Origin of the sequence: Streptomyces sp. NPDC002935 (assembly GCF_040611295.1) — a bacterium.
Taxonomy (GTDB): domain Bacteria; phylum Actinomycetota; class Actinomycetes; order Streptomycetales; family Streptomycetaceae; genus Streptomyces.
Genome location: NZ_JBEXNW010000014.1, coordinates 104,616 through 124,718 on the forward strand (window position 1 = coordinate 104,616; position 20,103 = coordinate 124,718).

The following is a 20,103-nucleotide window of genomic DNA, read 5'->3' on the forward strand; positions in this document are numbered from 1 at the left end:
CTCTCGGGGCTGGCGCACAATAGGGGGACGCACGGCTGAAGGGGAACATGCCATGAGCGCCGAGGACCTCGAGAAGTACGAGACCGAGATGGAGCTGAAGCTCTATCGGGAGTACCGCGATGTCGTCGGTCTGTTCAAATATGTGATCGAGACCGAACGGCGCTTCTACCTCACCAACGACTACGAGATGCAGGTGCACTCGGTCCAGGGTGAGGTGTTTTTCGAGGTATCCATGGCGGATGCCTGGGTGTGGGACATGTACCGGCCCGCGCGCTTCGTGAAACAGGTACGCGTCCTCACATTCAAGGACGTGAATATCGAGGAACTGAACAAGAGTGATCTGGAGCTGCCGGGCGGCTGAATCCCGCTCGGCAGGGCCGCGGGCTGACGGGCTCCGGGACGCGTGGGCGGTCCCGGGCCGGCGGCTTCCCCGGGCGGCCGATGACGAGCGGTGATCGTGGTGGTGGCTCGTGCGGGTGACGGAGTTTTCCACACTCACCCGCTCGTCCACCAAGATCCAATAGCTGGATGACGTGGCCTCAGTGTCGGTGCCGGAGGTGGTGCCGACATGAAGACATCCGAGGCACGCAACGCGCTGGGCGCCTACGGCGAGGAACTGGCCGCACGGCGGCTGACCGGGTCCGGCATGACGATCCTGGCCCGCAACTGGCGCTGCGGCAGGACCGGCGAGATCGACATCGTGGCCCGTGACGGCGACGCGCTGGTCGTCTGCGAGGTCAAGACCCGTGGGGCGGGCGCGTTCCAGCACCCGATGGCGGGCGTCACACCGGCGAAGGCCCGGCGACTGCGCGGCCTGGCCGAACGCTGGGTGCAGGAACACGGCGGAGCCCCACCCGGCGGCATCCGCATCGACCTGATCGGCATCGTCCTCCCCGAACGCGGCGCGCCCGTGGTCGAGCACGCGCGGGGGGTGGCCTGATGGGATTCGCGCGTACGTGTTCGGTGGCCCTGGTGGGCGTGGAGGGCGTCGTCGTCGAGGTGCAGGCGGACCTGGAGCCGGGCATCGCGGCCTTCACGCTGGTGGGGCTCCCCGACAAGAGCCTGACGGAGAGCCGGGACCGGGTCCGGGCCGCGATGGTCAATTCCGGTGCGTCCTGGCCGCAGAAGAAGCTGACGGTGGGTCTGAGCCCGGCCTCCGTGCCCAAGGGCGGTTCGGGATTCGATCTCGCTGTCGCGTGCGCGGTGCTGGGCGCCTCCGAGCGGATCGATCCCCGTGTGCTCACCGACATCGTGATGATCGGGGAGCTGGGGCTCGACGGCAGGGTGCGGCCGGTCCGCGGCATCCTGCCGGCCGTGCTCGCCGCGGCGGACGCCGGATACGAACAGGTGGTGGTGCCGGAGTGCGCGGCGGCCGAGGCCTCACTGGTGCCGGGGGTGTCGGTGCTCGGGGTCCGCAGCCTGCGCCAGCTGATCGCGGTGCTCGCGGACGAACCGGTGCCCGAGGAGGATCCGGACGAGCAGGGCCGCCCGGATCCGCTGCTGGCCGGCCTGCGCGTGCCCGGTACGGGCGAGGCCACCGGTCTGTGCGGCATCGCCGTGCCGGAACACGACCGGGACCACGACCTCGGCGACGTCGTCGGCCAGATGTCGGCCCGCACCGCGATGGAGGTCGCGGCGGCCGGGGGCCACCACGTTTTCCTCCAAGGGCCACCCGGCGCGGGCAAGACGATGCTGGCCGAGCGGATGCCGTCGCTCATGCCGCGTCTGTCCCGGCAGGAATCCCTGGAGGTGACGGCGATCCACTCCGTCGCCGGCCTGCTGCCACCGGGCAAACCCATGGTGGACGTCGCGCCGTACTGCGCACCCCACCATTCCGCGACCATGCAGTCGCTCGTCGGCGGCGGCAAGGGGCTCGCCCGGCCCGGCGCGGTGTCCCTGTCCCATCGCGGCGTGCTCTTCCTCGACGAGGCGCCGGAATTCAGTGGCTTCGTGCTGGACGCGCTGCGGCAGCCGCTGGAGGCGGGGCACGTGGTGATCGCGCGCAGCGCCGGTGTCGTACGGTTCCCCGCGAGATTCCTGATGGTGCTGGCCGCCAACCCCTGCCCCTGCGGTCGCTTCAGCACGACGAACGACTTCTGCGAGTGCCCGCCCTCCGCCATCCGCCGCTATCAGGCGAGGCTCTCCGGACCACTGCTCGACCGGGTCGATCTGCGGGTGGAGGTGGAGGCGGTCACCCGGGCCGAACTCACCGCGCGCGGCGCGCGGGGCGAGTCGACCAAGACGGTCGCGGACCGGGTGAGGGCCGCCCGCGAGCGGGCGGCCGCGCGCCTGGCGGGAACCCCCTGGCACACCAACAGCGAGGTGCCGGGACGTGAGCTGCGCAGTCGCTGGCAGGCACGGACGGGAGCGATGGACGAGGCCGAGCGCGGTCTGGAGCGCGGGCTGCTGACGGTCCGCGGGCTGGACCGGGTGCTCCGGGTCGCGTGGACGGTCGCGGACCTGTCGGGACACGACAGGCCCGACGGCGGGGATGTCGCCCTCGCCCTCCAGTTGCGCACCGGAGTCCCGCGCGGGGTACCGATGGCGATCGGCTCGCCGGCATGACGGACGACGAGCGCAGGGCTCGCGTCACGCTCTCCCGGGTCGTCGAACCGGGCGACGAGGTCTGCGGGCGATGGGTTCGAGAAATCGGGGCCCGGGAGGCGGTTCGGTGGCTGTACGGCGACGACGGGCAGCCGCGGGGAATGACCGACAAGCGGTGGGCGGGGCTGAGGGCCCGGGCCGGGCGGGCCGACCCGGAGCGTGACCTCGCCCTCGCGCGGGACGCCGGAGTGCGGTTCATCTGTCCCGGTGAACCCGAATGGCCCGCGCAGCTCGACGACCTGCGGGATACCCGGCCCATCGGACTGTGGGTGCGAGGACGGCCCGGCCTGCGGATATGGGCGCTGCGGTCCGTCGCCGTCGTCGGCGCCCGGGCCTGCACCGAGTACGGCGCGCACATGGCGGCCACCCTCGGCGCCGGGCTCGCGGAGCGGGGCTGGGTGGTCGTGTCGGGCGGCGCCTACGGCATCGACGGCGCCGCGCACCGGGGCGCCCTCGGGGCGGGCGGCGCCACCGTCGCCGTGCTCGCCTGCGGCGTCGACCGGCCCTACCCGCGCGGACACACCCAGTTGATCACCAGGATCGCTGAACAGGGCCTCGTGGTGGGGGAGTTGGCGCCCGGCGAGCATCCGACGCCGAGCAGGTTCATCCTCAGGAACCGGGTCATCGCGGCGCTCACCCGGGGCACCGTGGTCGTCGAGGCGGCGTACCGCAGCGGAGCGCTGGTCACGGCTCGCGCGGCACAACGGCTGGGGCGGTTCACGATGGGCGTGCCGGGACCCGCCACCAGTGCACTGTCGGCCGGGGTGCACGAACTGCTGCGCGGCGAAGCCGTCCTGGTCTCCGACGCCGCGGAAGTCGCCGAACTGGTCGGTGACATGGGTGAGCTGGCGCCGGACCGGCGCGGGCCCGTGGTACCCCGTGACCTCCTGCACCCGGGTGCGGGACGCGTCCTGGCCGCCCTGCCGGCGCGGGATCCCGTGGAGGTCGAGGAGATCGCCCGTAGAGCGGCGACCACCACGGACGACGCGGTCGGGAGACTGTACGAACTCCGAGCACTTGGTTTCGTCGAACGACACGGCGACGGCTGGAAGTTGACACGCCAGGCGATGACCTCCGTCAGCGGTGATCGGGAGGGATGCTGACCGAGCGTGTTCGGCCGTCCGGGGGAACGCCGACACCCCCGGGAATCCGTGCAGTTGGCGGCCCCCGGCGATCACACAGGGCAACCGTCGTGACTCCGGGGGACGCCCCGGGGAGAGTCTTCGCGTGCGGGTGACAGCCCGCTCTTCGCGCACTGCGACAGTCCAGTCACGCTACGCTCACAAGGATCCGAAGCAGGCACGCGATCTCGGCACGAGGCCGACAGGACACCCAGGCACTCCCAGTTCACGGCAGAACGGCACAAGGCGACGAATGCCCCAGCACACCTCCGGGTCCGACCGGACGGCGATTCCGCCAGCCGCCCGCGACGGCGGCAGCGTGCGCCCGCCCGCGCCCTCGACGCTCGACGAGCTGTGGCGGTCGTACAAATCAACCGGTGACGAGCGGCTGCGGGAGCAGCTGATCCTGCACTACTCACCGCTGGTGAAGTACGTCGCGGGCCGGGTCAGCGTGGGGCTGCCGGCCAATGTCGAACAGGCGGACTTCGTGTCGTCGGGGGTGTTCGGGCTGATCGACGCGATCGAGAAGTTCGACATCGAGCGCGAGATCAAGTTCGAGACGTACGCGATCACCCGCATCCGTGGCGCCATGATCGACGAACTGCGGGCGCTGGACTGGATCCCGCGGTCGGTGCGGCAGAAGGCGCGCAATGTGGAGCGCGCCTACGCGACCCTGGAGGCGCGGTTGCGGCGCACCCCCTCGGAGGGCGAGGTGGCCGCCGAGATGGGCATCGGTGTGGAGGAACTCCACGCGGTGTTCAGTCAGTTGTCGCTGGCCAACGTGGTCGCTCTGGAGGAGCTGCTGCACGTCGGCGGCGAGGGCGGCGACCGGCTGAGCCTGATGGACACGCTGGAGGACACCGCCGCCGACAATCCGGTCGAGGTGGCCGAGGACCGGGAGCTGCGGAGACTGCTGGCGCGGGCGATCAACACCTTGCCGGACCGGGAGAAGACCGTGGTCACGCTCTACTACTACGAAGGACTCACGCTCGCGGAGATCGGCAATGTGCTCGGGGTGACCGAGAGCCGGGTGAGTCAGATCCACACCAAGTCGGTGCTTCAGCTGCGCGCCAAACTGGCCAGTTTCGGGCGCTGAGCCGGGTGGAGCCGTGGCACCGCCCGGATCGGCGCGGGTGCTGCCGTGGTGCCGCGCCGCCCTGACACCCCGGCTGCGGAGACGGACGCCACCGCGGTCGGCTGGGTGGAGTGACTCCCGTACGCGGCGGTGCGTCCGTACAGTGGTTGACGTGCCAAGGATTCGAGCGGCCTCCGTGGCCGAGCACCGGTCGATGCAGCGAGCCGCCCTGCTGGACGCGGCGCGGTCCCTGTTGTCCGAGGGAGGGACGGAAGCGCTGACCTTCCCGGCGCTCGCGGAGCGCACGGGGCTCGCGCGTTCCTCCGTGTACGAGTACTTCCGGTCCAGGGCGGCCGTGGTCGAGGAGCTGTGCGAGGTCGACTTCCCCGTCTGGGCGGCCGAGGTCTCGGCGGCGATGGCCGCGGCGGACGGCCCCGAGGGGACAGTGGAGGCGTACGTACGGCAGCAGCTGGCCCTGGTCGGGGACCGGCGGCACCGGGCCGTGGTCGCCATCTCCGCCAGCGAACTCGACGCGGGTGCCCGGGAGAAGATCCGGGCAGCGCACGGCGGACTGGTCACGATGATCGGTGAGGCGCTCGGCGCGATGGGACACGCCGAGCCGAGGCTGGCCGCGATGCTCCTCCAGGGCGTGGTGGACGCCGCGGTGCGGCGCATCGAACTGGGGGCCGCGGAGGACCCGTCGGCGATCACGGAAGCGGCCGTCGCGATGGCCCTGCGGGGCGTCCGGGGCTGAGCCCAGCCGGGCGATGACCACGCGGTTGTCCGCGGCAGTGCTCCGCCGGCCATGGCGAAGGTGTTTCGGTTCTCCTGACCGTGTCCGGGCCCTTCCAGGTTCTGGCCCGGGTCAGGGGTGCGCGTCGGTTCCGTGGAGTGGCAGCAGGCGGGACGGGCCCGTGTTCAGGAGCCACGGCGGGAGCAGGGACAGCGGGTTCAGGTAGGTCCTGCCTCTGAGCAGGCCCCAGTGCAGACAGGCCGTCGGTCCGCAGTGGGTGCCCTTCGCCTCCAGCGTGCCCAGCACCTGGCCCGCGAGGACCTCGTCGCCCTTGTGCACCGAGGCCCGCACGGGACCGTAGGTCGTCCGAAGCGGGGGCGCTCCCGTGCCCGACAGTTCCACCGAGACGACCCCGCGGCCCGCGACCGGGCCCGCGAAGGCCACCCGGCCGGGTGCGACGGCGCGCACCGGGGTGCCGGGTAGGGCCGCCAGGTCGACACCGCGATGCCCCCGCGAATAGGCCGTCGCCGGGGGTTCCCAGCCTCGTACGACGGACGGTCGGACCCCCACGGGCCAGGCGCGGGCGAGCGTCGGGACGGAGGGGTCGGCCGCCGGAGGGCCGCCGGAGCCGGCTCCCGGAGGAACGTCTCCCGGAGGAACGGCTGGGCCGGCTGCCGCCCGGACGGCCGAGTCGGCCCCCGGCGGAAGGACCGAGCCTGTTCCGGACGGGCGGGGCGCGCCGGTTCCGGACGGGAGGTGCGAGCCGGTTTTCGGCGCGGCGGCCGGGGGCGGGGGTGCGGGGCCGACCCCACGGGCCAGGGCCGACGGGGGCAGGGCGCCCAGGACGGTCAGGGTCAGGCCGAGGAGGAGTCCCGGCCACGTACGCGCACATCGGTTCACTCGCATGCGGGAACCGTCCCGCATCGAGCGGATCATGGCCGGGATCTGTGGAGTACCGGCCGGTTGTGGACAGCGGCGTCACCTGCCCCCTCTCGGGTCCCGTACACTTCTGATGGCGATTCGGGTCACCGAGTCGACTTCGCACGCCCCGGCACCTGGTCATCACAGATCGGTGTCAGCGCCTCTCGGTCCCTTGTGGCAAGGCGCATCGCGGGCGTCAGGCGCGTGAGCCGTCCGGCACACGCGGCACAACCGAGCAAACCGAGGAGAACGGCCATGGCCGTCGTCACGATGCGGGAGCTGCTGGAAAGCGGCGTCCACTTCGGTCACCAGACCCGTCGTTGGAACCCGAAGATGAAGCGCTTCATCTTCACGGAGCGCAACGGCATCTACATCATCGACCTGCTCCAGTCGCTGTCGTACATCGACCGCGCCTACGAGTTCGTCAAGGAGACCGTCGCCCACGGCGGCACGGTCATGTTCGTCGGCACGAAGAAGCAGGCGCAGGAGGCCATCGCAGAGCAGGCCACCCGCGTCGGCATGCCCTACGTCAACCAGCGCTGGCTGGGCGGCATGCTCACCAACTTCTCGACCGTCTACAAGCGTCTGCAGCGCCTCAAGGAGCTCGAGCAGATCGACTTCGAGGACGTCGCCGCTTCCGGTCTCACCAAGAAGGAGCTTCTCGTGCTCTCGCGCGAGAAGGCCAAGCTGGAGAAGACCCTCGGTGGTATCCGCGAGATGCAGAAGGTGCCCAGCGCCGTCTGGATCGTGGACACCAAGAAGGAGCACATCGCGGTCGGTGAGGCCCGGAAGCTCAACATCCCGGTCGTCGCCATCCTCGACACCAACTGTGACCCCGACGAGGTCGACTACAAGATCCCGGGCAACGACGACGCGATCCGCTCCGTCACCCTGCTCACCCGCGTGATCGCCGACGCCGTCGCCGAGGGACTCATCTCCCGCTCCGGCGCCGGTAAGGCCGCGGGTGACAAGGCCGCGGGCGAGCCGCTCGCCGCGTGGGAGCGCGACCTGCTCGAGGGCGAGAAGAAGGCCGACGACGCCGAGGTCCAGACCTCCGCCGAGACGGAGAAGGTCGCCGACGCCGAGCAGGCCGAGGCTCCGGCCGAGGCTGAGGCCGTCGAGGCCCCCGCCGCTGAGGCCGAGGTTGCTGCCGAGGCGCCCGCCGCCGAGGCCCCCGCCGCGGACGCCGAGCAGGCCTGACCCCTCACCCCTTCGGGTTTGTGAACGGCGGGGGCCCACAAAGCCCCCGCCGTTCGTCCCGTAGATCTTCAGACTTCGAGAGAGATTCCAGGAATCATGGCGAACTACACCGCCGCCGACGTCAAGAAGCTCCGTGAGCTCACCGGCGCCGGCATGATGGACTGCAAGAAGGCGCTGGACGAGGCCGACGGCAACGTCGACAAGGCCGTCGAGGCCCTGCGCATCAAGGGCCAGAAGGGCGTCGCCAAGCGCGAAGGCCGCTCCGCCGAGAACGGCGCCGTGGTCTCCATCATCGCTGACGACAACACCTCCGGTGTCCTGGTCGAGCTGAAGTGCGAGACGGACTTCGTCGCCAAGGGCGAGAAGTTCCAGGCCGTCGCCAACCAGATCGCCCAGCACGTCGCCGCCACCTCCCCGGCGGACATCGACGCGCTGCTCGCCTCCGAGATCGAGGCCGGCAAGACGGTTCAGGCGTTCGTCGACGAGGCCAACGCCAACCTCGGCGAGAAGATCGTCCTGGACCGCTTCACCCAGTTCTCCGGTGCCTACGTGTCCGCGTACATGCACCGCACCATGCCCGACCTGCCCCCGCAGATCGGTGTTCTGGTCGAGCTGGACAAGGCCGACGCCGACCTCGCCAAGGGCATCGCGCAGCACATCGCCGCCTTCGCGCCGAAGTACCTCTCCCGTGAGGACGTTCCGGCCGAGGTCGTCGAGACCGAGCGTCGCGTCGCCGAGGAGACCACCCGCGCCGAGGGCAAGCCCGAGGCCGCCCTCCCCAAGATCGTCGAGGGTCGCGTCAACGGCTTCTTCAAGGAGGCCACCCTCCTCGGTCAGCCGTACGCGCTCGACAACAAGAAGTCCGTCCAGAAGGTTCTGGACGAGGCCGGTGTCACCCTGAAGCGCTTCTCGCGCATCAAGGTCGGCATCTGAGTCCGTACCGCGATCGACGCGCGACCCCTATAGGGTCGACAGCAGTCGTCCGCGTGCGCCGGCACCCACGCGCGTGTGCCGGACGACAGCAGATCTGACGAGGAGGCCATTGCCGAGCATGGGATGCGAACAACACCCCACCGGCAATGGCCTTCTTCGTATGTGCACCATGAGGAGATCTCCATGACCACCACCCAGGCCGACAAGGGCGAGAAGACCGACGACGGCAAAGGCGCTGGACGCTTTCTGCTGAAGCTTTCCGGCGAGGCGTTCGCCGGTGGCGGCGGACTGGGCGTCGACCCCGACGTGGTGCACAAGATCGCCCGCGAGATCGCGGCCGTCGTGCGCGGCGGAGCCCAGATCGCCGTCGTCATCGGCGGCGGCAACTTCTTCCGCGGGGCCGAACTCCAGCAGCGCGGCATGGACCGGGCGCGCTCCGACTACATGGGCATGCTCGGCACCGTAATGAACTGCCTCGCCCTCCAGGACTTCCTGGAAAAGGAAGGCATCGACAGCCGCGTCCAGACCGCCATCACCATGGGCCAGGTCGCGGAGCCGTACATCCCGCTGCGCGGCGTGCGGCACCTGGAGAAGGGCCGTGTGGTCATCTTCGGCGCCGGGATGGGCATGCCGTACTTCTCCACCGACACCACCGCCGCCCAGCGGGCCCTGGAGATCGACGCCGAGGCGCTCCTCATGGGCAAGAACGGCGTGGACGGTGTCTACGACTCCGACCCGAAGACCAACCCCGAAGCGGTCAAGTTCGACTCGCTCAGCTATGGCGAGGTCATCACCCGGGACCTCAAGGTCGCCGACATGACCGCCATCACGCTGTGCCGGGACAACAAGCTGCCGATCCTGGTCTTCGAGCTCCTGGCGGAGGGCAATATCGCGCGGGCCGTCAAGGGTGAGAAGATCGGCACACTCGTGGGCGACCAGAGCGGCCGGGCCTGACGAAGAACGCTCCGGACCGGGTGCGAGTCCCGGTCCAGTACGGACCCTGACCGGGGGATGGACAATGTCCTGCTGGTCCGGAACCGTGCAGTAATAAGACGCGACGCAGCCGGCCGCCGAACCCCGACGAGGAAACAGCTGCCGGGCCTACTCAAGACACGCAGGAGCAAGTGGTGATCGAAGAGACCCTCCTCGAGGCCGAGGAGAAGATGGAGAAGGCCGTCGTGGTCGCCAAGGAGGACTTCGCCGCGATCCGCACCGGCCGTGCGCACCCGGCGATGTTCAACAAGATCGTGGCCGACTACTACGGCGCGCTGACGCCGATCAACCAGCTGGCCTCGTTCTCCGTGCCGGAGCCGCGCATGGCCGTGGTGACCCCGTTCGACAAGAGCGCGCTGCGCAACATCGAGCAGGCGATCCGTGACTCCGACCTGGGCGTCAACCCCAGCAACGACGGCAACATCATCCGGGTGACGTTCCCCGAGCTGACGGAAGAGCGTCGCAAGGAGTACATCAAGGTCGCGCGGACCAAGGGCGAGGACGCCAAGGTCTCGATCCGCGCCGTGCGCCGCAAGGCGAAGGACGCTCTCGACAAGCTCGTCAAGGACAAGGAGTCCGGCGAGGACGAGGTCCGTCGCGCGGAGAAGGAGCTCGACGACACCACGGCGAAGTACGTCGCCCAGGTGGACGAGCTCCTGAAGCACAAGGAAGCGGAGCTGCTCGAGGTCTGATGAACGACTCTTCCTGGGGGGCGCCGCCACAAGCCGGGTACTGGGGGCCGTCCGAGCAGGGACCTGTCCAGGGGGCAACCCCGGCGGGTCCCACGTACGATGCGCATGACGCGCAGCACACTCGGCCCATGCCCACCGCGCCAGACGTACCCGCACATGGCGGAGACCAGGATGACGACAGGGGGGCCGCTCGGCTGAGCGGCCCTTCGGTCCGCGCCGAGACACCGACGACGGCGCCCTACGGGGATCCGTCGCACAACCCGCAGATCCCGCAGGAGCCCATGCCCAGCGCCGCCCCCCAGCCCGCCCCCGCACCTCAGAAGAAGAGTGCGGGACGCGACCTGGGCGCGGCCATAGGAGTGGGAGTCGGGCTCGGTGCGGTGATCGTCGCGTCGTTGTTCGTCGTCAAGGCCGTCTTCGTCGGCGTCATAGCGGTCGCCGTGGTGGTGGGACTCTGGGAGCTCACCTCACGGCTGGAGGAGCGCAAGGGCATCAAGGCGCCCCTCGTGCCGCTGGCGCTCGGCGGGGCCGCCATGGTCGTCGCCGGATACGTTCGCGGTGCCGAGGGCGCGTGGGTGGCCATGGCGCTCACCGCACTGGCCGTCCTGGTCTGGCGGATGACGGAACCGCCCGAGGGCTACCTCAAGGACGTCACGGCGGGGGTCTTCGCGGCCTTCTACGTGCCGTTCCTGGCGACCTTCGTGGCCATGATGCTCACGGCGGACGACGGCCCGCGCCGGGTGCTGACCTTCCTGCTCCTGACGGTCGTCAGCGACACGGGTGCTTACGCCGTCGGCTGGCGCTTCGGAAAGCACAAGCTGGCGCCGCGGATCAGCCCCGGAAAGACTCGTGAGGGTCTGTTCGGAGCGGTCAGCTTCGCGATGGTGGCGGGTGCGCTGTGCATGCAGTTCCTGATCGACGACGGCACCTGGTGGCAGGGGCTGATCCTCGGCCTCGCGGTCGCGGCCAGCGCCACGCTCGGTGACCTCGGCGAATCCATGATCAAGCGGGACCTCGGCATCAAGGACATGGGCACCCTGCTGCCGGGCCACGGCGGCATCATGGACCGCCTGGACTCACTGCTTCCGACGGCCCCGGTGGTCTGGCTGCTGTTCGTGCTCTTCGTCGGATCGGGCTGACCGGCGGCTTCCCGCGGACATCCTCTCCGTACACATCCACGACACCACCCCTTCCGGTCACCCGATCACCGCACCGTGATCCGTGTGACCGGGAGGGGTGGTGTCGTATTCGTGGGGTCGGCCGTCCTGCCATTCCACCCAGTGCGGATCGTCGAGGAGTTCCCACGCGTCCGGCAGACCCGCACGACGCAGGAATTCGACCAGGTCGGCGTCGCTGTGGGCGATGCCTGCGCGCCTTCCGCGCATCGTCACCCGGCGGCCGCCGGTCCCGGCCGGGCGACCCACGACGATGGGCGCGGTGTGTACGTCCTCGGCTTGCGGTTGCTCGTGGTTCAAAGGACACCTAGATCCGTGTCGGGGCGGCAGTACGGGCACGCGGTGACGCCGTCCTCCGTGATCGCCCGGAGGGCCTGCTCGCGTGCCAGCGGCTTCGTGTTCTTCCCCGCCATGCCGCAGTCACCCGTGTGGACGGCGTCCGGAGTGGCCTTTCCGCCGCCCGTTCGGCGCATCGCGAGCTTCCATCCGCGGGGCGGTGGGGGCGACGTGCGGGCCGCGCGGGTGGCGGCGACCTCCTGGCGTTCCAGTTCGGTGATGGTGTCGTCGGTGCGGCGCAGTTGCCAGAGCAGCCATGCGCGGACGCTGCGCAGATGCTCCAGGCGGGACACTTTTTCGTACACGTATTCGATTCTAGGCCTTGGTGTGGCTTCGTGGCAGCATCCTGCCGTGTCCTGCCGTGTGCTGACCCGAACCTCGTGGAGCGTGATCCCCGCTGCGGCGCGGGAGGGAGACGCAGGTCACATTCGTCGGTGTCACATCGTGCGGGGCTGTTCCGTCGAAGAGGTGTAACCACGAACGACGACACAGGAGCCCACCATGGAAGCTCGGTTGAACCTCTTCGCCAGCCCGGTCGCGGCCAAGTTCACGAAGCACATCGTCGCCGCGGGCATAGTGCTCTCGGACTCGACTCTGCCGGCCGCGACGCAGGAACTGGTGAAGCTTCGCGCCAGCCAGATCAATGGCTGCGGTTTCTGCACCGACATGCACACCAAGGACGCCACCGCCGCGGGGGAGACCGCGGTACGCCTCAGCCTGGTCGCGGCCTGGCGGGAGGCCACGGTGTTCACCGACGCCGAGCGCGCCGCCCTGGAACTGGCGGAGCAGGGCACGCGCATCGCCGACGCGGCCGGCGGGGTCACGGACGAGTGCTGGGCGAACGCCGCCAAGTACTACGACGAGGAGCAGCTCGCCGCCCTGGTGTGCTGCATCTCCATCATCAACGCCTTCAACCGCGGAAACGTCATCGTCCAGCAGCCCGCCGGCGCCTACCAGCCCGGCCAGTTCGCGTAACGGGGAGCGCCTGGCCGGGTCCGCCGGGTCCGCCCGGTCGGCTGGGCCCGCCGGGCTGGCGGGCGGCCCGGTCGTGGTCCGCCTGTGGGCCGTCCGCAGGCCGTCGCACGACGGTCGGCGGACGCCCCGAGGCGACCGACACGCACCACCCCGTCTTTCGGGCCCGGGTCACCCCCGTCGATCGCGACACCGGTACAGCCGTACCTAGGCCGGGGGAATCGACGACGCCCCGCGCTGACAACCGCTGACACCGGAGTCGCAGGTCGCAGCGTTGATCGATTGCGCGACAGGCGGGTGATCGCCCCCAGCCCGCTCCACTGTGTGTGCGTCGACGGCGAACGGGATGGGAGCTGGGGAGAGCGGTGGGCTGAGGTGATGGGGACAAGGCCGAGGTCTAAGCTCCCGGCCAGGGGCGAAGGGGGGAGGATGCTCGTGGAGCAGCCATGGCCGGAGGGATCGAACGCCGATCCTGATGCGGCAAGAGAGCGCTACAACGCGGACATACAGGCATCACGGGGTGCGCTGCGGAACCTGTTTCGTGTGGAACTGCCCATTGCCCACATGGGCTTGGCGATCACGATCACCGCAAGCGTCTTCGTGGGCGTCGTCTGGTCGCCGAGGACGGGCGTGATCATCGCTGGTGCCTTTGCCTCGCTGTTCGTCGTCGCCCTGGCTGTAGCACTCCTGGCCGGCAGCCGAGGGCGGGACGCCGCACGCGCCGCGTACAAGTTCACCTTTGGTTGGGCAGATTGGATCACGCCCTAGCGTCGTGCCTTGAGTCGCACCTCAGATCCGGACGGCAACGAGGTCGTCACGATCTCTACGGGCGGGCGGCCGGAAGCCGCTGAAGGTGACCGGAGCGAGTTCGACGTTGGACCCGATCAGCTAGTGGAGCCCTGACCCCGAGACGGAGGCGCGGCCGGCAGGGTCGAGTGGTCGGGGCTCGGCACAGGCCCAGGTCGGCGAGCGCGGTGGCGGGCCCCTTCGAGTCGGTCGGCACAGCCCGGCCGTTCAGCCGGGACTGCCGGACGGTGCCTCATTCTGCGGGTCGCCGGGCGGCACGGCGTCGTGCGGCGGGAGCGGGGTCGTCGAATCCGCCTGCGGGGCTGTGATCCGTGCCCGCTCCCGCAGTCTGCGCCGGTGGCCGGTGCGGTCGGCGCGGCCTTTGTAGCCGTTGGGCTGCCATTTGTTGCCGTGCCAGAGGTCGGGCGGGACCCAACGGGAACACGCCTGCTCGACGTCCGTGGTCACGTTGACGATGTTGCTGAGCTCGATGCGGTAGCGCAGCCTTGGGAGACCGTCGGCGGGCGGGTCGGCGTCCCGTACGTGGCGCCACAGCACGGGGTGATCGCGGTCGAAGTCCCCGCCGGGGAAGAGCTCGAGTGTCGCGGTGCCGTGGTCGACGGCCGAGTCACCGGTGGAGTAGATGCATACCCCGGCCAGTGAATCCCACGTCAGTAGCGTGTCCCCGAACGGGCCGAACCACCACCACCCCGTGGCGTCGAAGACGAATCTCTCGTTGGACGCGGCGGCTGTCCCTATCAGTGCGAACAGGCCGCAAAGCGCGCACAGGCCGCCGGCCGAGGCGAGAAGCCACCGAGCCACGTCGCCGTCGACCAGCGCGGCCCCCGACAAGCCGGCAGCGCCGAACGACAGAGCGGCCGCGGTGACGATCAGACCGTTCTGGATCTCCCGCTGCCCGTACCCTATGGCGGTCGCATCGGTGGATGGCCGCGCTGGCAAGGTCCCCCCGGCGCTCATGGGCACCACTGTATGGAGAGCCGCTGCAGAATTCCCGGAATCCGTACCCCAGGGGGTAGCAAAACCCGGAGGCATAGCGAGGACGCCCACGCACCTTCACCTGGCTCTACAGCGAACGGCTACGGGTCGCTCCCCAGCCGCTGAGTGACGGCCCTGGGCGGACGCGATCTGGGGCATGTCGGCGACGAGCGGGCACTCTCCTGGGCCGTCCCTGGCCGTCCCTGGGCCGTGCGAGGTCGCCTAAAGGTGACAGACGGTACCCGCAGGTGACCGCCCCCACCCCACTCTGGCCTGGGCCGGTGGTGTTGATCTGCGACACTGGAAGGGTTATGCCGAAGCCCGGAGAACTCACTTTTGTCGCGCCGCGCGGAGCCAAGAAGCCGCCGCGGCACCTTGCCGATCTCACGCCAGCCGAGCGCAAAGAGGCGGTTGCCGCGATCGGTGAGAAGCCGTTTCGTGCCAAGCAGCTCTCGCAGCACTACTTCGCCCGGTTCGCACACGACCCCGCGGAGTGGACCGACATCCCGGCCGCCTCGCGCGGCAAGCTCCAGGAGGCGCTGCTTCCCGAGCTGATGACGGTCGTACGGCACCTGTCGACCGACCAGGAAACCACGCGCAAGACCCTGTGGCGGCTCTTCGACGGCACGCTCGTCGAGTCCGTGCTGATGCGCTACCCGGACCGGGTGACCATGTGCATCAGCTCGCAGGCGGGCTGCGGAATGAACTGCCCCTTCTGCGCCACCGGACAGGCCGGCCTCGACCGGAACCTGTCGACCGGCGAGATCGTGCACCAGATCGTCGACGGCATGCGGGCGCTCCGCGACGGCGAGATCCCCGGGGGTCCGGCGCGGCTGAGCAACATCGTCTTCATGGGGATGGGCGAGCCGCTCGCCAACTACAAGCGGGTGGTCGGGGCGATCCGGGCCCTCACTGACCCCGAGCCGGACGGGCTCGGGCTCTCGCAGCGCGGTATCACCGTGTCGACGGTCGGGCTGGTCCCCGCCATCAACCGGTTCTCCGACGAGGGCTTCAAGTGCCGGCTCGCGATCTCCCTGCACGCCCCGGACGACGAACTGCGCGACACCCTCGTCCCCGTGAACACACGGTGGAAGGTGCGCGAGGTGCTGGACGCCGGATGGGAGTACGCGGCCAAGTCCGGGCGGCGCCTGTCCATCGAGTACGCCCTGATCCGGGACATCAATGACCAGGCGTGGCGTGGTGACCGGCTCGGGCGGATGCTCAAGGGCAGGCCCGTGCATGTCAACCTCATCCCGCTCAACCCGACCCCGGGTTCGAAGTGGACCGCCTCGCGGCCCGAGGACGAGAAGGCGTTCGTCGAGGCGATCGCGGCCCATGGCGTGCCGGTGACCGTCCGGGACACCCGTGGCCAGGAGATCGACGGAGCGTGTGGTCAGCTCGCCGCGACCGAGCGGTAGTCTGAGCCGCGTCAGACGACCGAGCGGTAGTCTGAGCCGCGTCAGTACATCTTCATCGTCACCTCTTCACAGTCCGACATCTTCATATTCCGACAGGGGAGCGCCACAGCGCTGAGAGTGCGGGACAGACCGCAGACCCTCTGAACCTTGCCCAGGTCATTCTGGGTAGGAAGTTCGGTCATTACTCAAGCTGTTGCGCCCTGCCCGGGAACCGTCAGAGGTCCCGGGCGGGGCCGCGTCTCTTCCTGGTCACCCAGGAGGAATCAGTGAGCATCACCAGCAGCAGGCGGTTCGCGGTCATGGCCGTCGGGCTCGGCCTCGTCGCGCTGCCCGCACTGTCCGCGTGCAGCTCGTCCGACGACGCCGGCTCGGGCGATCAGAAGACGATCACGCTCGTCAGCCACGACTCGTGGCTCGTGTCGAAGAACGTGCTCAAGGACTTCGAGAAGCAGTCCGGGTACAAGGTCCGGGTCCTCAAGGACGGCGACGCCGGGCAGGCCGTCAACAAGGCCATCCTGACCAAGGACAACCCGCAGGGCGACGTCCTCTTCGGCGTCGACAACACCCTGCTCTCCCGCGCGCTCGACAACGGGCTCTTCCAGCCGTACGTGGCCAAGGGCGCGGATCTGGTCCTGCCGGAGTACCGGGCCGACCAGGACAAGCACCGGGTCACGCCCATCGACACGGGCGACATCTGCGTCAACTACGACAAGGCCTGGTTCAGCAAGCACAAGCTGACGCCGCCGCAGTCCTTCGACGACCTGGTCAAGCCCGCGTACAAGGACCTCCTCGTCACCGAGAACGCCTCCACGTCCTCGCCCGGCCTCGGCTTCCTGCTCGGGTCCGCCGCGCACTACGGCGACAAGGGCTGGGAGGACTACTGGAAGAAGCTCAAGGCCAACGGCGTGAAGGTCGTGGACGGCTGGGAGCAGGCGTACAACGACGAGTTCTCGGGGTCCGCCGGCGGCAAGAAGGCCAAGGCCGACCGGCCGCTCGTCGTCTCGTACGCCTCCTCGCCGCCCGCCGAGGTCATCTACGCCGACCCGAAGCCCACCACCGCCCCGACCGGGGTCGCGGCCGGCACCTGCTTCCGGCAGGTCGAGTACGCGGGTCTGCTCAGCAACGCCAAGAACGCCAAGGGCGGCAAGGCGCTCCTCGACTTCCTGCTCACCAAGGAGTTCCAGGACGACATGCCGCTCAACATGTTCGTCTACCCGGTCCGCGAGGCCGCTCAGGTGCCCCCGGAATTCACGCGGTACGGTCCGCAGGCCAAGGACCCCGAGACCCTGGCCCCCGCGAAGATCGCCGCCGAACGCGACCAGTGGGTCAAGTCGTGGACCTCGCTCGTACTGAAGTAGCCGAGGAAGCGGGCGGAGCCGAGGCAACCCGCGGAGCCGACGGAGCTCCGCGGAGGGCCCGCGGGCGGCAGAGTGCGGCCCGGCTCGGGCTGATGGCCCTGCCCGTCGTGTTCTTCGCGGTCTTCTTCGCCTATCCCGTCGTCGCGATCGTCTCGCGCGGGCTCCACGTGGACGGCGACTGGCAGCTCGGCCGGATCTGGGAGGTGCCGGCCCAGTCCGACATCCGGCACGTGCTGTGGTTCACCACCTGGCAGGCGCTCGCCTCGACGGTGCTCACGCTGCTGATCGCGCTGCCCGGCGCGTATGTCTTCGCGCGCTTCGATTTCAGGGGCAAGCAGATCCTCCGGGCCGTGGTGACCGTGCCCTTCGTGCTGCCGACCGTGGTCGTCGGCACGGCGTTCCTCGCGCTGGTCGGCCGGGGCGGGCTGCTCGACGAGCTGTGGGGCGTGCGCCTGGACACCACGGTGTGGGCGATCCTGCTCGCGCACGTCTTCTTCAACTACGCGGTCGTCGTACGGACCGTCGGCGGGCTCTGGTCGCAGCTCGACCCGCGCCAGGAGGAGGCCGCGCGCATGCTCGGCGCCTCGCGCTTCGCGGCGTGGCGCAGGGTGACGCTGCCGGCGCTCGGGCCGGCCGTGGCCGCCGCCACCCTCATGGTCTTCCTCTTCACCTTCACCTCGTTCGGTGTGGTGCAGATCCTCGGCGGCCCCACCTTCTCGACCCTCGAGGTCGAGATCTACCGGCAGACCTCCGAGATCTTCGACCTCGCGACGGCGGCGGTGCTGACGATCGTCCAGTTCGTGGCGGTGGGCGCGATCCTCGCCGTGCACGCCGGGACCGTACGACGACGGGAGACCGCCCTGCGTCTGGTGGCCCCGGAGACGACCGCGCGCCGGCCGCGCGGGGCCGGACAGTGGGCGCTCCTCGCGGGAGTGCTGCTGAGCATCGCGGTCCTCCTCGTACTGCCGCTCGCGGTCCTGGTCCGGCGTTCCCTCGACGCCCCGGGATTCGGTTACTACCGGGCGCTGGCCGACGACGACGGAGGCGTCTTCCTCGTCGCCCCGATCGAGGCGATCGGCAACTCGCTGGAGTACGCGCTCGCCGCCACCGCCATCGCCCTGCTGATCGGCGGGCTCGCGGCGGCGGCCCTCACCCGGCGCGCCGGTCGTTTCATGCGGGGCTTCGACGCGCTGCTGATGCTGCCGCTCGGCGTCTCCGCGGTGACCGTGGGCTTCGGGTTCCTGATCGCCCTGGACGAGCCGCCCCTGGATCTGCGCGCCAGCTGGATCCTGGTGCCGCTGGCACAGGCGCTGGTGGGTGTGCCCTTCGTCGTACGGACGATGCTGCCCGTGCTGCGGGCGGTGGACGGGCGGCTGCGGGAGGCCGCGGCCGTGCTCGGGGCGTCGCCCTGGCGGGTGTGGCGCGAGGTCGATCTGCCGATGGTGCGGCGGGCGCTGCTGATCGCGGCCGGCTTCGCCTTCGCCGTCTCCCTCGGGGAGTTCGGGGCGACGGTCTTCATCGCGCGGCCCGACAACCCGACGCTGCCGGTGGCCGTGGCCCGGCTGCTCGGGCGCGCGGGCGATCTCAACTACGGCCAGGCGATGGCCCTTTCGACGATTCTGATGGTGGTGTGCGCGGTGGCGCTGCTGCTGTTGGAGCGGGTACGGACCGACCGGACCGGGGAGTTCTAGATGCTGCTGAGCCTGCAGGGCGCGACCGTACGCCTCGGCGGACGGGCCGTGCTCGACGCCGTCGACCTCGATGTCGCCGAGCACGAGATCGTGTGCGTGCTCGGGCCGAGCGGCAGCGGCAAGTCCACGCTGCTGCGGACGGTGGCGGGACTGCAGTCCCCGGACGCGGGCCGAGTGGTGCTGGACGGGCAGGACCAGGCGGGCGTTCCCGCGCACAGGCGGGGCGTGGGCCTGATGTTCCAGGACCATCAGCTCTTCCCGCAACGGGATGTGGGCGGCAATGTCGCCTTCGGGCTGCGCATGCACGGCACGTCGAAGAGCGGACAGGCGGCCCGCGTCGGAGAGCTGCTGGATCTCGTCGGCCTGCCCGGAGCCCGGAACCGTGCCGTCGCCTCCCTCTCCGGAGGCGAGCAGCAGCGCGTCGCGCTGGCCCGCGCCCTCGCGCCCCGCCCCCGCCTGCTGATGCTCGACGAACCGCTCGGCCAGCTGGACCGCTCGCTGCGCGAGAGGCTGGTCGTCGAACTCCGTGGCCTCTTCGGCGAGTTGGGTACGACGGTGCTCGCCGTCACCCACGACCAGGGCGAGGCCTTCGCGCTCGCCGACCGGGTCGTGGTGATGCGCGACGGACGGATCGCCCAGTCCGGTACGCCACTTGAGGTCTGGCAGCATCCCGCGGACGCGTTCGTGGCCCGTTTCCTCGGCTTCGACAACGTGGTCGAGGCGACGGTGAGCGCGACGGCCGCCGACACCCCGTGGGGCAAGATCCCGGTGCCCGAGGGTGCCGCCCAGGGGCCCGGCACACTCCTCGTACGGCCCGCCGGGGTACGGCTCGTGGCCGCGGCGGACGGGCTGCGCTGCACGGTCGCCGCACGCACCTTCCGGGGCACCCACGTCGCCGTACAGCTTCAGCCGCGGGACGCGCCCCGGCTGGAGGCGGCGTGCGCGCTGCGGGACGCGCCGGAGCCCGGGGACGTGGTCGGCGTGGAGTTCGACGCGGCCGAAGTCGTCGTGCTCGGGGAGTAGTCCGCCGCCCGGGTCCGGAGAACCAGGCCACCCGGCCGAGGCGCCGGTGAGGCGGCTGTGCTCCCGCGCGGACCGG

General features: G+C 70.2%; 21 protein-coding genes and 1 riboswitch. Of the genes, 17 read left to right on the top strand and 4 right to left on the bottom strand.

Annotation, left to right across the window (positions count from 1 at the left end):
• The first annotated feature begins 52 nt into the window (after positions 1-52).
• From ABZX90_RS20775 to ABZX90_RS20800, 6 genes are all read left to right on the top strand, one after another.
• A complete protein-coding gene (locus ABZX90_RS20775; protein WP_003965949.1) occupies positions 53-361 on the top strand; it encodes a DUF2469 domain-containing protein in 309 nt (102 codons plus the stop codon).
• Between the two features lie 207 nt (positions 362-568).
• Positions 569-940, top strand: coding sequence for a YraN family protein (locus tag ABZX90_RS20780; protein ID WP_351123637.1), 372 nt, complete (start codon positions 569-571; stop codon positions 938-940).
• The gene (locus ABZX90_RS20785; RefSeq protein WP_351123635.1) at positions 940-2,565 is read left to right on the top strand and encodes a YifB family Mg chelatase-like AAA ATPase; all 1,626 of its coding nucleotides are present in this window, start codon (positions 940-942) and stop codon (positions 2,563-2,565) included. Before ABZX90_RS20780 ends, ABZX90_RS20785 begins: the two co-directional genes overlap by 1 nt.
• Positions 2,562-3,707 carry a DNA-processing protein DprA gene (dprA, locus tag ABZX90_RS20790; RefSeq protein ID WP_351123633.1) on the top strand — a complete coding sequence of 382 codons (1,146 nt, stop codon included), beginning with the start codon at positions 2,562-2,564 and terminating at the stop codon, positions 3,705-3,707. The genes ABZX90_RS20785 and dprA overlap by 4 nt, the downstream gene beginning before the upstream one ends.
• A gap of 271 nt (positions 3,708-3,978) precedes the next feature.
• A complete protein-coding gene (gene whiG, locus ABZX90_RS20795; RefSeq protein WP_261708294.1) occupies positions 3,979-4,821 on the top strand; it encodes an RNA polymerase sigma factor WhiG in 843 nt (280 codons plus the stop codon).
• A gap of 175 nt (positions 4,822-4,996) precedes the next feature.
• A complete protein-coding gene (locus ABZX90_RS20800) occupies positions 4,997-5,554 on the top strand; it encodes a helix-turn-helix domain-containing protein (RefSeq protein WP_351123831.1) in 558 nt (185 codons plus the stop codon).
• Positions 5,555-5,665: 111 nt separating this feature from the next.
• On the opposite strand, the gene ABZX90_RS20805 is transcribed toward ABZX90_RS20800, so the two are convergent.
• The gene (locus tag ABZX90_RS20805) at positions 5,666-6,439 is read right to left on the bottom strand and encodes a M23 family metallopeptidase (protein WP_355206779.1); all 774 of its coding nucleotides are present in this window, start codon (positions 6,437-6,439) and stop codon (positions 5,666-5,668) included.
• 270 nt (positions 6,440-6,709) lie between these two features.
• Here ABZX90_RS20805 and rpsB point away from each other — a divergent pair, with 270 nt between their 5' ends.
• The 5 genes from rpsB to ABZX90_RS20830 all read left to right on the top strand — a co-directional run bounded on the left by rpsB (position 6,710) and on the right by ABZX90_RS20830 (position 11,411).
• Complete coding sequence (rpsB, locus tag ABZX90_RS20810) at positions 6,710-7,654, top strand: 30S ribosomal protein S2 (RefSeq protein WP_328447629.1); 945 nt, start codon at positions 6,710-6,712, stop codon at positions 7,652-7,654.
• 96 nt (positions 7,655-7,750) lie between these two features.
• Positions 7,751-8,587 carry a translation elongation factor Ts gene (gene tsf / locus ABZX90_RS20815; RefSeq protein ID WP_351123626.1) on the top strand — a complete coding sequence of 279 codons (837 nt, stop codon included), beginning with the start codon at positions 7,751-7,753 and terminating at the stop codon, positions 8,585-8,587.
• Positions 8,588-8,770: 183 nt separating this feature from the next.
• Positions 8,771-9,541: a UMP kinase gene (gene pyrH, locus ABZX90_RS20820; protein WP_351123623.1), complete on the top strand. Its 771-nt coding sequence runs from the start codon at positions 8,771-8,773 to the stop codon at positions 9,539-9,541.
• Between the two features lie 173 nt (positions 9,542-9,714).
• On the top strand, positions 9,715-10,272 hold the full coding sequence (gene frr, locus ABZX90_RS20825; protein WP_266763198.1) for a ribosome recycling factor: 558 nt from the start codon (positions 9,715-9,717) through the stop codon (positions 10,270-10,272).
• Positions 10,272-11,411, top strand: a complete 1,140-nt coding sequence (locus ABZX90_RS20830; protein WP_351123619.1) for a phosphatidate cytidylyltransferase — start codon at positions 10,272-10,274, stop codon at positions 11,409-11,411. Before frr ends, ABZX90_RS20830 begins: the two co-directional genes overlap by 1 nt.
• A 57-nt stretch (positions 11,412-11,468) precedes the next feature.
• Here ABZX90_RS20830 and ABZX90_RS20835 read toward each other — a convergent pair whose 3' ends face one another.
• Positions 11,469-11,657, bottom strand: coding sequence for a hypothetical protein (locus tag ABZX90_RS20835; RefSeq protein WP_355206941.1), 189 nt, complete (start codon positions 11,655-11,657; stop codon positions 11,469-11,471).
• A gap of 86 nt (positions 11,658-11,743) precedes the next feature.
• A complete protein-coding gene (locus tag ABZX90_RS20840) occupies positions 11,744-12,088 on the bottom strand; it encodes a DUF6233 domain-containing protein (RefSeq protein ID WP_351123613.1) in 345 nt (114 codons plus the stop codon).
• 196 nt (positions 12,089-12,284) lie between these two features.
• Between ABZX90_RS20840 and ABZX90_RS20845 the strand changes: the two genes are divergently transcribed.
• Complete coding sequence (locus tag ABZX90_RS20845) at positions 12,285-12,758, top strand: carboxymuconolactone decarboxylase family protein (RefSeq protein WP_355206785.1); 474 nt, start codon at positions 12,285-12,287, stop codon at positions 12,756-12,758.
• 426 nt (positions 12,759-13,184) lie between these two features.
• Positions 13,185-13,523 carry a hypothetical protein gene (locus ABZX90_RS20850; RefSeq protein WP_355206788.1) on the top strand — a complete coding sequence of 113 codons (339 nt, stop codon included), beginning with the start codon at positions 13,185-13,187 and terminating at the stop codon, positions 13,521-13,523.
• Positions 13,524-13,769: 246 nt separating this feature from the next.
• Here ABZX90_RS20850 and ABZX90_RS20855 read toward each other — a convergent pair whose 3' ends face one another.
• The gene (locus ABZX90_RS20855) at positions 13,770-14,519 is read right to left on the bottom strand and encodes a hypothetical protein (RefSeq protein ID WP_355206791.1); all 750 of its coding nucleotides are present in this window, start codon (positions 14,517-14,519) and stop codon (positions 13,770-13,772) included.
• Between the two features lie 329 nt (positions 14,520-14,848).
• Here ABZX90_RS20855 and rlmN point away from each other — a divergent pair, with 329 nt between their 5' ends.
• The 4 genes from rlmN to ABZX90_RS20875 all read left to right on the top strand — a co-directional run bounded on the left by rlmN (position 14,849) and on the right by ABZX90_RS20875 (position 20,027).
• Complete coding sequence (gene rlmN, locus ABZX90_RS20860; RefSeq protein ID WP_351123601.1) at positions 14,849-15,955, top strand: 23S rRNA (adenine(2503)-C(2))-methyltransferase RlmN; 1,107 nt, start codon at positions 14,849-14,851, stop codon at positions 15,953-15,955.
• Positions 15,956-16,039: 84 nt separating this feature from the next.
• Positions 16,040-16,145: riboswitch (TPP riboswitch) on the top strand.
• 82 nt (positions 16,146-16,227) lie between these two features.
• Positions 16,228-17,313 carry a thiamine ABC transporter substrate-binding protein gene (locus ABZX90_RS20865; RefSeq protein WP_355206944.1) on the top strand — a complete coding sequence of 362 codons (1,086 nt, stop codon included), beginning with the start codon at positions 16,228-16,230 and terminating at the stop codon, positions 17,311-17,313.
• A 92-nt stretch (positions 17,314-17,405) separates the two neighbouring features.
• Positions 17,406-19,004: an iron ABC transporter permease gene (locus ABZX90_RS20870; protein WP_351123598.1), complete on the top strand. Its 1,599-nt coding sequence runs from the start codon at positions 17,406-17,408 to the stop codon at positions 19,002-19,004.
• Positions 19,005-20,027: an ABC transporter ATP-binding protein gene (locus ABZX90_RS20875; RefSeq protein ID WP_351123595.1), complete on the top strand. Its 1,023-nt coding sequence runs from the start codon at positions 19,005-19,007 to the stop codon at positions 20,025-20,027. It abuts the gene before it with no gap.
• Positions 20,028-20,103: the final 76 nt, after the last annotated feature.

Bases quoted from the DNA above. Each gene is read 5' to 3' on its own strand.
- ABZX90_RS20805 (WP_355206779.1), bottom strand. From the start codon at position 6,439: ATGCGAGTGAACCGATGTGCGCGTACGTGGCCGGGACTCCTCCTCGGC.
- ABZX90_RS20875 (WP_351123595.1), top strand. From the start codon at position 19,005: ATGCTGCTGAGCCTGCAGGGCGCGACCGTACGCCTCGGCGGACGGGCC.
- ABZX90_RS20855 (WP_355206791.1), bottom strand. From the start codon at position 14,519: ATGAGCGCCGGGGGGACCTTGCCAGCGCGGCCATCCACCGATGCGACC.
- whiG (WP_261708294.1), top strand. From the start codon at position 3,979: ATGCCCCAGCACACCTCCGGGTCCGACCGGACGGCGATTCCGCCAGCC.
- rlmN (WP_351123601.1), top strand. From the start codon at position 14,849: ATGCCGAAGCCCGGAGAACTCACTTTTGTCGCGCCGCGCGGAGCCAAG.
- ABZX90_RS20835 (WP_355206941.1), bottom strand. From the start codon at position 11,657: ATGCGCGGAAGGCGCGCAGGCATCGCCCACAGCGACGCCGACCTGGTC.
- tsf (WP_351123626.1), top strand. From the start codon at position 7,751: ATGGCGAACTACACCGCCGCCGACGTCAAGAAGCTCCGTGAGCTCACC.
- ABZX90_RS20870 (WP_351123598.1), top strand. From the start codon at position 17,406: ATGGCCCTGCCCGTCGTGTTCTTCGCGGTCTTCTTCGCCTATCCCGTC.
- ABZX90_RS20845 (WP_355206785.1), top strand. From the start codon at position 12,285: ATGGAAGCTCGGTTGAACCTCTTCGCCAGCCCGGTCGCGGCCAAGTTC.
- ABZX90_RS20785 (WP_351123635.1), top strand. From the start codon at position 940: ATGGGATTCGCGCGTACGTGTTCGGTGGCCCTGGTGGGCGTGGAGGGC.
- dprA (WP_351123633.1), top strand. From the start codon at position 2,562: ATGACGGACGACGAGCGCAGGGCTCGCGTCACGCTCTCCCGGGTCGTC.
- ABZX90_RS20775 (WP_003965949.1), top strand. From the start codon at position 53: ATGAGCGCCGAGGACCTCGAGAAGTACGAGACCGAGATGGAGCTGAAG.
- rpsB (WP_328447629.1), top strand. From the start codon at position 6,710: ATGGCCGTCGTCACGATGCGGGAGCTGCTGGAAAGCGGCGTCCACTTC.
- ABZX90_RS20830 (WP_351123619.1), top strand. From the start codon at position 10,272: ATGAACGACTCTTCCTGGGGGGCGCCGCCACAAGCCGGGTACTGGGGG.
- pyrH (WP_351123623.1), top strand. From the start codon at position 8,771: ATGACCACCACCCAGGCCGACAAGGGCGAGAAGACCGACGACGGCAAA.
- ABZX90_RS20780 (WP_351123637.1), top strand. From the start codon at position 569: ATGAAGACATCCGAGGCACGCAACGCGCTGGGCGCCTACGGCGAGGAA.
- ABZX90_RS20850 (WP_355206788.1), top strand. From the start codon at position 13,185: ATGCTCGTGGAGCAGCCATGGCCGGAGGGATCGAACGCCGATCCTGAT.